This is a genomic window from Dactylosporangium sp. NPDC000555, assembly GCF_040300025.1.
GTDB lineage: Bacteria > Actinomycetota > Actinomycetes > Mycobacteriales > Micromonosporaceae > Dactylosporangium.
Map to the genome: position 1 here is coordinate 16,565 of NZ_JBEPDB010000050.1, position 11,234 is coordinate 27,798.

General features: G+C 71.5%; 13 protein-coding genes. 6 read left to right on the top strand and 7 right to left on the bottom strand.

Going from position 1 to position 11,234, the window contains the following annotated elements:
• Positions 1 to 67: 67 nt before the first annotated feature.
• The 6 genes from ABT297_RS26570 to ABT297_RS26595 all read right to left on the bottom strand — a co-directional run bounded on the left by ABT297_RS26570 (position 68) and on the right by ABT297_RS26595 (position 5,374).
• A complete protein-coding gene (locus tag ABT297_RS26570; RefSeq protein ID WP_350554375.1) occupies positions 68 to 202 on the bottom strand; it encodes a hypothetical protein in 135 nt (44 codons plus the stop codon).
• A gap of 209 nt (positions 203 to 411) precedes the next feature.
• Positions 412 to 1,803 (bottom strand): dihydrolipoamide acetyltransferase family protein, encoded by a 1,392-nt coding sequence (locus tag ABT297_RS26575; RefSeq protein WP_350554377.1) that lies wholly within the window; start codon positions 1,801 to 1,803, stop codon positions 412 to 414.
• A 12-nt stretch (positions 1,804 to 1,815) separates the two neighbouring features.
• A complete protein-coding gene (locus tag ABT297_RS26580; RefSeq protein ID WP_350554379.1) occupies positions 1,816 to 2,799 on the bottom strand; it encodes an alpha-ketoacid dehydrogenase subunit beta in 984 nt (327 codons plus the stop codon).
• Positions 2,799 to 3,941 (bottom strand): pyruvate dehydrogenase (acetyl-transferring) E1 component subunit alpha, encoded by a 1,143-nt coding sequence (gene pdhA / locus ABT297_RS26585; protein WP_350554381.1) that lies wholly within the window; start codon positions 3,939 to 3,941, stop codon positions 2,799 to 2,801. Before pdhA ends, ABT297_RS26580 begins: the two co-directional genes overlap by 1 nt.
• Positions 3,942 to 4,223: 282 nt before the next feature.
• Positions 4,224 to 4,460, bottom strand: a complete 237-nt coding sequence (locus tag ABT297_RS26590) for a hypothetical protein (RefSeq protein WP_350554383.1) — start codon at positions 4,458 to 4,460, stop codon at positions 4,224 to 4,226.
• 656 nt (positions 4,461 to 5,116) lie between these two features.
• Positions 5,117 to 5,374, bottom strand: coding sequence for a hypothetical protein (locus ABT297_RS26595; protein WP_350554385.1), 258 nt, complete (start codon positions 5,372 to 5,374; stop codon positions 5,117 to 5,119).
• Positions 5,375 to 5,548: 174 nt separating this feature from the next.
• Between ABT297_RS26595 and ABT297_RS26600 the strand changes: the two genes are divergently transcribed.
• The 4 genes from ABT297_RS26600 to ABT297_RS26615 all read left to right on the top strand — a co-directional run bounded on the left by ABT297_RS26600 (position 5,549) and on the right by ABT297_RS26615 (position 8,672).
• On the top strand, positions 5,549 to 6,388 hold the full coding sequence (locus ABT297_RS26600; protein ID WP_350554387.1) for a helix-turn-helix domain-containing protein: 840 nt from the start codon (positions 5,549 to 5,551) through the stop codon (positions 6,386 to 6,388).
• Positions 6,389 to 6,417: 29 nt separating this feature from the next.
• A complete protein-coding gene (locus ABT297_RS26605; RefSeq protein WP_350554389.1) occupies positions 6,418 to 6,618 on the top strand; it encodes a DUF397 domain-containing protein in 201 nt (66 codons plus the stop codon).
• Positions 6,619 to 6,859: 241 nt separating this feature from the next.
• Positions 6,860 to 7,390, top strand: a complete 531-nt coding sequence (locus ABT297_RS26610) for a GNAT family N-acetyltransferase (RefSeq protein WP_350554391.1) — start codon at positions 6,860 to 6,862, stop codon at positions 7,388 to 7,390.
• Positions 7,391 to 7,508: 118 nt separating this feature from the next.
• Entirely contained in the window at positions 7,509 to 8,672 is a 1,164-nt protein-coding gene (locus ABT297_RS26615) for a DUF4192 domain-containing protein (protein ID WP_350554393.1), read from the top strand.
• 14 nt (positions 8,673 to 8,686) lie between these two features.
• On the opposite strand, the gene fdhD is transcribed toward ABT297_RS26615, so the two are convergent.
• Entirely contained in the window at positions 8,687 to 9,517 is an 831-nt protein-coding gene (gene fdhD, locus ABT297_RS26620; protein WP_350554395.1) for a formate dehydrogenase accessory sulfurtransferase FdhD, read from the bottom strand.
• Positions 9,518 to 10,315: 798 nt separating this feature from the next.
• Here fdhD and mobA point away from each other — a divergent pair.
• The gene (gene mobA, locus ABT297_RS26625; RefSeq protein WP_350554459.1) at positions 10,316 to 10,969 is read left to right on the top strand and encodes a molybdenum cofactor guanylyltransferase; all 654 of its coding nucleotides are present in this window, start codon (positions 10,316 to 10,318) and stop codon (positions 10,967 to 10,969) included.
• A complete protein-coding gene (locus tag ABT297_RS26630; protein ID WP_350554397.1) occupies positions 10,962 to 11,198 on the top strand; it encodes a DUF6457 domain-containing protein in 237 nt (78 codons plus the stop codon). The genes mobA and ABT297_RS26630 overlap by 8 nt, the downstream gene beginning before the upstream one ends.
• The last annotated feature ends 36 nt before the right edge of the window (positions 11,199 to 11,234 follow it).

Genomic DNA, 11,234 nt, shown 5'->3' on the forward strand with positions numbered 1-11,234 from the left:
CGCCCCGGTCCGGGGAGGGAGCGGACCGGGGCGGTTCGGAAGAGGTCTTTCGGGTGGCACCCCGCGACTAGTCACGATTGATCATGGCGTGGAGTTCGTCGCGGAGGGCGCTGGACGGGTTCTTGGCGATGGCGCGCTCGATGGCGTCCAGGCGGCGGGCGGCGTTGCGGCGGGCCCTGTAGCGCTCGAGGAAGGTGCTCATGGTCGGCTCCTCTGGGGTTCGGTGTAAGGAGGTCTTGATTCCGCATCCATTACACGTCCCCGAGAAGATCCAGTGCCAGCGAATATGAAGTGATACGGCACACCAGCCGAAGATTCGTAGGCTGATCGGCTGCGTAAACCCCCTGTTCGTCGGCGATACGACAGTGGCCCCGTGCCGGAGCACGGGGCCACTGAGGGCGGATTGGCCGCTTAGTCCCAGGCCAGCAGGGCGCCCTCCGGGTCCTGCAGGAACACCCCGATGTCACGCAGGAACTTGGAGCCCAGTTCGCCGTCGATCACGCGGTGGTCGAAGGACAGGCCCAGCGTCGTCACCTGGCGAATCTTGATCTTGCCCTTGTGGACCCAGGGCTGTTCGCGCACGGCGCCGAAGGCCAGGATCGCCGACTCGCCGGGGGGCAGGATCGGGGTCCCGGAGTCCACGCCGAAGACGCCGACGCTGGTGATCGTGAACGTGCCGCCGGTCATGTCCGCGGGAGGGGTCTTGCCCTCCCGCGCCGTGCCGACGAGCGCCGTCATGGCGTCGGCCAGCTCCCGGGTGGTCAGCTCCTGGGCGTCCTTGATGTTCGGGACGATCAGGCCGCGCTGGGTGGCGGCGGCGATGCCGAGGTTGACGTAGCGCTTGACGACGATCTCGTCGCCCGCCCACGTCGAGTTGACCATCGGGTGCCGGCGCAGCGCCAGCAACACGGCCTTGGCCGCCATGAGCAGCGGCGAGACGCGCACGTCCGTCCAGCCGGGCATGCCCTTGAGCCGCTCCAGCGCCTTCATCGACCGCGTGACGTCGACCGTGAGGAACTCGGTGACGTGCGGCGCGGTGAACGCGCTGGCCACCATGTTCTCGGCGGTCAGCTTGCGCACGCCCTTGACCGGGATGCGCTCCTCGCGCTCGCCGGGAACGCGCGCCGCGGCGGCGGGCGGGGCCGACTTCGCGCCCAGCACGTCGTCGCGGGTGATCGAGCCGCTGGGGCCGGTGCCCTCGATGTCGGCCAGGTCGACGCCGAGGTCCCGGGCCAGCTTGCGCACCGGCGGCTTGGCCAGGACGGCCCCGTTGCGCGGGACCGCCGCCGGGGCCGGTGCCGTGGGCGGCTCCGGGGCGGGCGCGGGCGGCGTTGCCGGCTCATGCGGTACGACCGGGGGCCGTTGAACCGGCGCGGACGCCGACTCGGCCCGCGGGCGGCGCTTGGCCACGGTCGTCTTGGGGCCGTAACCCACCAGGACGGCGGTGCGGCCGCCCGGGGCGGGACCACCGATCAGGCCGGGCTCGACCGGCGCGTCGCCGGCCACCTCGACGGCGGCGAGCGACGCGGCGGACGGGGCGGGCAGGTCGCCCGCGCCCGGGTCGGTGTCGATCGCGATGATCGGCTGGCCGACCTCGACCATGGTGCCCTCGGGATGGAAGATCTTGGTGACCTTGCCGGCCCACTTCGCCGGGATCTCGACCGCGGCCTTCGCGGTCTCGACCTCGACGATCGGCTGGTTGAGCGTGATCGTGTCGCCCTCGCCGACCAGCCACTTGAGGATCTCGCCCTCGGTGAGGCCCTCGCCGAGGTCGGGCAGGTTGAACTCCTTGACCCTGGTCATCCGTGTGTCCCCCTAGAACCCGAACGAGCGGTCGACGGCGTCGAGCACCCGGTCGAGGTCCGGGAGATACTCCTCCTCCAGGCGTGCGGCCGGGTAGGGCGTGTCGTAGCCGGTGACGCGCAGGACCGGGGCCTCGAGCGAGTAGAAGCACTGCTCGGTGACCCGGGCCGCTACCTCGGCGCCGAGGCCCAGGTTGCCGGGGGCCTCATGGACGACGACCGCGCGGCCGGTGCGGCGCACCGAGTCGTACACCGGGCGCATGTCCAGCGGCGACAGCGTGCGCAGGTCGATGACCTCCAGCGAGCGGCCGTCCTCCTCCGCGGCGGTGGCGGCGTCGAGCGCGGTGCGCACCATCGGGCCGTAGGCGAGCACGGTGACGTCGGTGCCGGGCCGGGCGACGCGGGAGGCGTGCAGCGGCAGGCTCGCGCTGTCGACGTTGACCGGGCCCTTCTCCCAGTAGCGGCGCTTGGGCTCCAGGAAGATGATCGGATCGTCGGACTCGATCGACTGCTGCATCATCCAGTACGCGTCGTCGGGGTTGGCGCACGAGACGACCTTGAGGCCGGCCGTGTGCGCGAAGTAGGCCTCCGGCGACTCCGAGTGGTGCTCGACCGCGCCGATGCCGCCGCCGAACGGGATCCGGATGACGATCGGCAGGCTGACCTTGCCCTGCGAGCGATAGTGCAGCTTCGCCACCTGCGAGACGATCTGGTCGTACGCGGGGTAGACGAAGCCGTCGAACTGGATCTCGCAGACCGGCCGGTATCCGCGGATGGCGAGGCCGACCGCGGTGCCGATGATGCCGGACTCGGCCAGCGGGGTGTCGATGACCCGGTCGTCGCCGAAGTCCTTCTGCAGCCCGTCGGTGATGCGGAAGACGCCGCCGAGCTTGCCGACGTCCTCGCCCATGATGAGCACCTTCGGGTCGCGCTCCATCGCCCGGCGCAGGCCGGTGTTGAGCGCCTTGCCGAGGGTCAGGTTCTCCGCATCGGCCATCAGTGCCCACTCCCCTCGGAAGCCGAGAACGACGCAAGGTACTTGGCGAACTGTTCCTTCTGCTGCGCGAGCTCGGGGGAGCCGTGCGGGTACACGTGGTCGAACAGCGTCAGCGGGTCGGGGTTGGGCATGTGGAGCACCCGCTCGCGCAGGCTGACGGCGGCCACGCGGGCCTCCTCGTCGATGGCGTCGAAGTAGTCGTCCTTCGCCATGCCCTGCTTGGTCAGGAACGCGCGGAGCCGCTTGATCGGGTCCTTGGCCTGCCAGGCCTCGACCTCGCTCGCGATCCGGTAGCGGGTCGGGTCGTCGGAGGTGGTGTGCGCGCCCATGCGGTAGGTGTAGGCCTCGATGAACGACGGGCCCTGGCCGTGCCGCGCGTCGTCGAGCGCCTTGCGCGTGACCGCGTAGCAGGCGAGCACGTCGTTGCCGTCGACGCGCAGGCCGGGGAAGCCGAAGCCGCTGGCCCGGTGGTAGAGCGGCACGCGGGTCTGGCGCTCCAGCGGCTCGGAGATCGCATACTGGTTGTTCTGGCAGAAGAACACCAGCGGCGCGTTGAACACCGACGCCCAGATGAAGGCCTCGTTGACGTCGCCCTGGCTGGTGGCGCCGTCGCCGAAGTACGCGATCACGGCCTCGCCGTCGTCGGAGCCGACCTTGCCGTCCTTGACCACGCCCATCGCGTAGCCGGTCGCGTGCAGCGTCTGCGCGCCGATGACGATCGTGTACATGTTGAACTTGAACTCGTTGGGGTCCCAGGCGCCCTGGTCGACCCCGCGGAACAGGCTCAGCGGCATGATCGGGTCGATGCCGCGGCAGTAGAGGACGCCGTGTTCGCGGTATGTCGGGAAGGCCATGTCCTGCGCCCGTAGCGCCCGGCCCGAGCCCACCTGGGCCGCCTCCTGGCCGAGCAGGCTGGCCCAGATGCCCAGCTCGCCCTGGCGCTGCAGGGCGGTCGCCTCGGCGTCGAGCTTCCGGACCAGGACGAGGTCGTGGTACAGCGAGCGATACTCGTCGTCGGTGAAGTCGACCGTGTAGTCGGGGTGTTCGACACGATCGCCCTCGGGGGTGAGCAGCTGCACGAACGCGGGTTCAGGCGCGGCCCGTGTCGTGCGCGTCCGGGCCTTTACTTCGCCCTTCGCCATCCGTATCTCCCTGTCGTCTCTCGCGTCGGCAGCGGGGGTGACCCTGCCGCGCAGCGGGGGTGGCTGCCACGCGGCAACCCGGTGGGGTCGGCGCGTCGCGGTTGGGCATGACCGAGGTCATACCCGGGAGCCGGCCCCCGGGCTCTGCCTCGCAGGGTATGCGGAGGCTACGGCCCCGTTGCCGGTGTGTGTCCAGCATCGCAGAAGGCGTGTCGATCGACACCATGGAGTCCCTGGCTCACCGTCGCGCTAATCCCGAAAAATCCCCCCAAGTCGGGCAGGTCATCTTGCGGTACGTCGCGTTAGTCCGTTTGCCCTCTTCTCTTCTTCTTCGTTTCTTGTCTTGTCGGGAGCCCCGTTGTCATCGGACGTGCGCAACCATCGGCCGTTCTCGCCCAACCGGCGGCCCTTGCTGATCTCCGCGCTGCTGGTGCTGCTGACCTTGCTGCCGACGATGATCGTCGTGGCGGCTGGCAGCGCGACGCTGGACGGCGCGTCATCCACCCGTTCGCCCGTCATCGCCGATCCGCAGCCGGGGCCGGCGGTGGTTGGCTCGGGCCCGACGCCGGGGTCGGTGGTGGGCTCCGGCCCGGCATCGGGGCCGCATCCGACCGGACCCGCGGATCGGCGCTCGTTCGGCGCGGTGACCACCGCGCCCCGGCCGCCGGTCCAGCCGCGGGCGACTCCCCGGACCTCCAGTGGGACCGGTGGTGGATCCGGCGGCGGCAGCGTGAGCTCGCCGCCCGGTAGCGCACAGTCCTCGCCGCCGGCGGTCGTGGAAATGTCGCCGCCAGGAACGCCGATTCAGGAGCCGCCGGGGACGCCGATACAGGATCGGGCCTGGCCGGGCTGGGACAGCGGGCTGCGGGGCAAGGAGGAGGAGTCGTCGGCGATCGCCTGGCGACGGCCCGGCGCCTCGGGGAAACGGCATCCATCGCGGCCGGCCGATCGATCATCTCCGGTCGGCCGGTCCGGCGTTTCGGGGCTACCGTCCGGCTCGCGTGTTGGAGTTGCGTGTGACGAGCGCCCATGCGGTCGTGAACGGCTTGCACGGCCACTGCGCGCACCCGGCCGTGCAGCCCGTGACGTGCCGGCCGAGAATGGGCTGGTGCCGTTCGGCAAGGCGCCGCGCGTCCGTGATCGCGTGGTCGTAGATGACGGCCATTGATGCCCCGTCAGACGCCCTGTGCCGCGGGCGCGGTCCAGAGCAGGCGCGCATTGTAGAGCTGCTGCGCCGTGGCGAGTGCCGCCTCGGCCGATCGGAACACGGCCACCTCGGTCTTGCCGTTGCCGAGGCGCCAGGTGAGCACGGCCTGGTCAGGCAGCTCGTGGCCCCAGGCGACGACCTGAGGGTGGTCATCGTCGAGTGGATCGGCGACAATGCCGAAGAGCCGTGGTGCGCCTTCGAGCAGGAGCGTGTCGTCCTCGAACACCACTGATCTCCCTCCGGCCGGGAGGTATCTGACGCATCCAGAATGCACATGCAGGTTTCGGGCGGCAATACGTCAGGGCGAAGTTGAGTAGAGCAAGCCTTTCGCTCAGACGCTGGGGCGCTTGCGTACTAACCCGGTAACGGACACACTCGTCTTGAGTAATGGAGGTGAGCGGTGTCCAGCGCCCACAGCCCAACGTTCCCCAGATTCCAGCTGGGTAAGCAGCTGCGTGACTTGCGCGAGCGCGCGCGGCTCACCACTGAGGACGTAGGGCTGCAACTGGATTGCTCCCCCAGCACGGTCAGCAGGATGGAAGGCGGGAAGGTCGGCATCCGGCGCAGCACGCTGGAGCGCCTCCTCGAGATTTACGAGGTTCATGATCAGGAACTGATCGACACATTGGTCGTCCTGGCGAAGGAAGGAAAGACGCGCGGCTGGTTCGCCCGCTACGGGGACCTTCCGGCGAGCTACTCCCGGTACATCGGGCTGGAACACAATGCCATCGAGATGCGCGACTACGAAGCGCTCGTGGTGCCCGGCATGCTCCAGACCGAGGAGTACACGCGGGCGCTGCTCGCCGCCTCGCCAGGGGAGTCCGAGGATGCCGTGGAGGCGCATGTCAAGGCCCGCCGCGAACGGCAGAACCTGCTCACCCGCCCCAGCCAACCATTGCAGCTCATCGCGGTCCTCGACGAAAGCGTCATCCGGCGCAGCATCGGTGGACCCGACGTCATGCGGTCGCAGCTCAAGCACCTGGCCGACATGGGCCGGGCGAGGAACGTGACGGTCCAGATCCTGCCCTTCTCCGGAGGGGCATATGCCGGCATGGCTGGATCCTTCGCGATCCTCAGGTTCCAAGATGCACCAAGCGTCGTGTATGCCGAGGCCATGGCCGGCGACATCTATCCGGCCGCCGACGATGTGCAGCGGTATCACGACGTGTTCGAGAATCTGCGAGCTGCCGCGCTCAGCCCGTTTGAGTCGATCAAACTGATCGAGGATTCCGCGCACTGAGCCCGGCCCTGACCCGAAGGAGTGCGCAGATGGCTGCGCTGAACGAGCGGTGGCACAAACCCACCCGGAGCGGTAACAACGGACAGTGCGTCGAGGCACGGTTCGTCGACGGCGTCGTCGAGGTCCGCAACTCCAACGCCCCAGACGCGGGTCTGGTGCGTTTCACTCCCGCGGAATGGGAGACCTTCCTCGCCGCGGTCGACCAGGACGGCGAATTCCGCCTTCCGTAACCGGGATCTAGGCCCCGTCGGCTCGGGGCGATTCTGAACTGTGCGGCAACAGCGAAGGGACGGCCCCGACCGGCCGTCCCTTCGTCGTAGCTGCGAGCCGTTTCCCATGTTAACGCTCGGTCGGGTGTGGCCGAAACTTCATGCTCCGCAGTGCGCGATGCAGCAAAAGTCGCGAATCGGGCCCGGTAGCAATCCTGTGATGTGGGTGTCGTGGTGGGGGCCGGCGGGGTAACTATGAGTTATGACCACTCAGGCTTCGCCGGCCGAGGTGTCGGCCCTCACGATCCGGGCGTATCGCCCGACCGACCATCGGGAGTGCCGCCAGCTGTGGGCGGAGATGACCGCGGCGGACGCCGGGCTCTACGGGGTGCCGTCGGACGACGACTCGGGGGCGGCGTTCGAGGAGTACCTCACGCGGCTCGACCTGTCCGGGATGTGGGTGGCCTCGGACGCCGACCACCTCGTGGTCGGCATGGTGGGGCTGCTGCTGGACGGGCGCGGGGGGCAGGTGGAGCCGCTGGTCGTCGCGTCGGCGCGGCGCGGCCGCGGGATCGGGCGGGCCCTGCTTGCGCACGTGGCGGACCAGGCCCGGCGGCGGGGCCTGGGGCAGTTGAGCATCTCGCCGGCGGCGCGAAACCGGGACGCGATCCGGTGCCTGCATGCGGCGGGTTACGACGCGCTGGCCCGCGTGACCCTGGCGATCGATCTCAAACGGAAGGGTTCGGTCTGGCAGGACGGCATCGACCTGCAGGATCTTCGGTTCCGGTACTGACGGTCGGGCCCTAGCAGCTCGCCGCCTTTCCCGCCAGGGCTGTGGATGGATTCTTCCGCTTATCCACAGCCGAAATCCGTCGTTCACCCGCGGTCGGATCGCCGCCAGGCTGATGTGCATGGCTTCCCGAATGCGCCTGCGCGGCCCCGCCGAACTCCTCTCGGCCATGCCCTATCTCATGGGCTTCCACCCCTCCAACAGCCTCGTCGCCCTCGGCTTGCGCGGCTCGGGGCTGCACCTGCAGCTGCGCGGCGACCTGCCCGATGACGATGACGCGGGCGCGGTCCTGGCCGAGCACTACGCCCGCCTCTTCCGCCACAACGGCATCGACAGCGCCCTGCTGGTCGGATACGGCCCACCCGGTCGGGTGGAGCCGTTCCTACGGGCCGTCGGCGCCACGCTGGCCGGCTGCGGCATCGTCATCCTCGACATGCTCCGCACGCACGACGGCCGCTACTGGTCGCTGCTGTGCGACGCGCCGGGCTGCTGCCCGCCGGAGGGCCGGCCGTTCGACCCCGAGACGTCGATCGTCGCCGCCGAGGCCACGCTCGCCGGGCTAGTCGCGCTGCCCGACCGCGACGCGGTGGCGGCCCGGTTCGCGGGCCCGACCGGCCCGGCGCTCGCGGCCATGGAGGAGGCCGGCAATCGCGCCAACCTGCGCGTCCTGCGCCTGGTCACCGGTCGCGACGCCGCCGGCGTCCGCGCGGCCGTGATAGGCGCGGGCCGGGCCGCGCTCGAGGCGGCGCTCGCCCGCTACGCCGCGGGCCGCCGGCTGACCGACGACGAGGTGGCGTGGCTGCAGGTCCTGCTGCACGTGGTCGCCTTCCGCGACCGCGCCTGGGAGCGCCTCGACCGGGATGTGCGCCGCGGCGGCGCCGGCATGGAGCACCACCGCCTGCTGTGGACCGATCTGGTGCGCCGCTGCGAGCCGTCCGCGGTGGCGCCGGCGGCGACGCTGTTGTCCTACCTGAGCTGGCGCGACGGCAACGGCCTGCACGCGTCCATCGCGCTCGACCGGGCGCTGGACGCCGACCCGGACTACTCCGCCGCCGGCCTGATGGCGGAGATTCTGAGCCGCGGCCTGTCCCCGGCGCAGGTGCCGGCCATCTCGCGGGCCCGCCGCCGGCGCCGCCCGCCAGGGAGGCCGCGCCGCTCCGCGACCCGCCCGGACCGCGGCACCCTGCCGACCCGCCCCCGCCGCCCCGCTCCCGATCGCCGTGAGGCGCCGGGCCCAGATGCCGGCCCGGGATCGGGACCGGCCGGGGACTACGGGCCGGGGTAACGCCGCGGAGCGGCTCAACGGGCCGCAGCGGGGCGGGCCGTCGGGAGGAGCCGGGCGGGCGGGACAGCCGGGACACCCTGGACGCGATGCGCGCCGGAGTAGACGTTGAAGGTCGGGCCGCGCAGGAAGCCGACCAGGGTGAGGCCGGCCTCGGTCGCCAGGTCGACGGCGAGCGTGCTCGGCGCGGACACCGCGGCGAGCACCGGGATGCCGGCCATCCACGCCTTCTGGCAGAGCTCGAAGCTCGCCCGGCCGCTCACCACCAGCACGTGGCCGGCGAGGGGGAGGAGCTCCTGGCGCACCGCCCAGCCGACGACCTTGTCGACCGCGTTGTGCCGGCCCACATCCTCGCGCAGGCAGACCAGTTCGCCGTCCGGGGTGAACAGGCCCGCCGCGTGCAGCCCGCCGGTCGTCTCGAAGGCGCGCTGCCGGCGGCGCAGGGCGTCGGGCAGCGCGGCGAGCACGGTGGGCGCCACGGTGATCGGGTCGGCGCTGACGTCGAACGCCGACCGGGTGCGCACCGCCTCGATGCTCGCCTTGCCGCAGATTCCGCAGGAGGAGGTGGTGTAGAAGTTCCGGGCCGCCGGCCCGGCGTCCGGAGCCGGCACGCCGGGGTCGAGCCTGACGTCCACGACGTTGTACGAGTTGGGTTCCTCGTCACCGGAGCAGAGCTTGGCCGTGAGCACGTCCGAGGTCCGGCGGATGACGCCCTCGGTGAGCAGGAAGCCGATGGCCAGGTCGAGGTCGTCCCCGGGCGTGCGCATGGTGACCGCGAGCGGACCGCCGACGCGGATCTCGAGCGGCTCCTCCGCGGCGAGCGAGTCGGGCCCGATCCGCGTCTCCACGATCACCGCGGGCGGCCCGCCGTGTGCCGCGTGTTTCGTTCCGGCTTGAGCGGTCGGCGTCGCGGCGTGCGGTTCCGCGGGCGGCCCGCCGTGCGCCGTGTGCTTCGTTCCGGCTTGAGCGGTCGGCGGTTCGGTGTGTGTCTCGTCGTGCGCGGCGGGTTTCCTCCCGGCCTGCGCGGCTGGCGTTGCGGCGTGCGGTTCCGCGGGCGGCCCGCCGTGTGCCGCGTGTTTCGTTCCGGCTTGAGCGGCTGGCGGTTCGGTGTGTGTCTCATCGTGCGCGGCGGGCTTCGTTCCGGCCTGCGCGGTCGGCGTTGCGGCGTGCGGTTCCGTGTGCATCCCGTCGTGTGCCGCGTGTTTCGTTCCGGCTTGAGTGGTCGGCGGTTCGGCGGGCGTCCTGCCGTGCGCGGCGGGCTTTGTTCCGGCCTCCGGGGCTGGCGTTGCGGCGTGCGGTTCGGCGTGCGCTTGGCCGGGCGTTGTGTCCGTTCTGTCGGGTGTTGTGTCCGGCGGGGTGTGCGCGGCTGGCGTTGCGGCGCGCGTCCTGCCGTGCGCGGCGGGCTTCGTTCCGGCCTGCGCGGCTGGCGTTGCGGCGTGCGCTTGGTCGGGCGTTGTGGGGGGTTCGGTTTGCGGTGCCGGTGTTTCGCGGTGCGGGGCGATGGTGACGCGGACGATGGTGCGGCGTTGCGTGACGCGGCCCATGGTGCCGCCCTTCTGCCGGAGCGTGTTTCGGTTTCAGCTCGACGGTAGGTTCTCCGTATGCGCGACGGCCACCTGGACCCGGCGCCCGCGCGGCTCGCGGCGGTGATTCTCGCGGGTGGACGGGCGCGACGGCTCGGTGGCCGGGACAAGCCGATGGTGGCCGTCGGCGGGGTGCCGATGCTCCACCGCGTGCTGGCCGCGGTGACCCAGGTGGGCGCGGAGCCCAGGGTCGTTGTCGGGCCGGGGCGAGAGGGGCTGCCCGGTGCCGTGCGAGTCGTGCGGGAGGAGCCGGCCGGGGGCGGGCCCGTGGCCGCGGCCGCTGCCGGGCTCGCGGAGCTCGGCGCCCTGACACGCCCTGTGTCACCCCGGGACGATCCGGCCGCTCGGTTGGTCGCCCCGCGTGCTGTGCCGCCTGGGGGCGATCAGGCCGCTCCTGGGTTGGTGGCCCTGCTCGCGGCGGATCTGCCGCTGCTCACGGGCAAGAGCATCGAGGTGCTGGTGCGGGCCGTGGACGAGGGCGGCGTCGACGGGGCGGTGTTCCTCGACGGGGAGGGGCGGCGGCAGCTGCTGTGCGGCGTCTGGCGGACCTCCGCCCTGGCGGAGGCGATCGCCCGGCACGGCGTGGTGGAGGGGGCCTCGCTGCGCGCGCTCGTCGCGGGGCTCGATGTGCGGGAAGTGCGGTGGGACCGGCCGCGGCCGCCCTACTTCGACTGCGATACCGAGGAAGATCTGCGAAGGATGGATGCGAGTGAGTGACGACGTGTTGGAGCGGTGGCTGGTCGAGGCCGCCGGCGTGCTCGGGGTCGAGGCGCCCGACGCGGCGGCTCGAGCGGCGGTGCTCGACCTCGCCCGGGACGTGGCGCACAACGTCGCCCGGCCGGGCGCGCCGCTGACGGCTTTCCTGCTCGGGGTGGCCGTGGGACGCGGGGCGGACCTGCGGCGTTCGCGGGAGGAACTGAGCCGGTTGGCCACCCCTTCCGAGTGAGCGATCGACTCTGGATAGGGTGAGGCGGGGTATAGG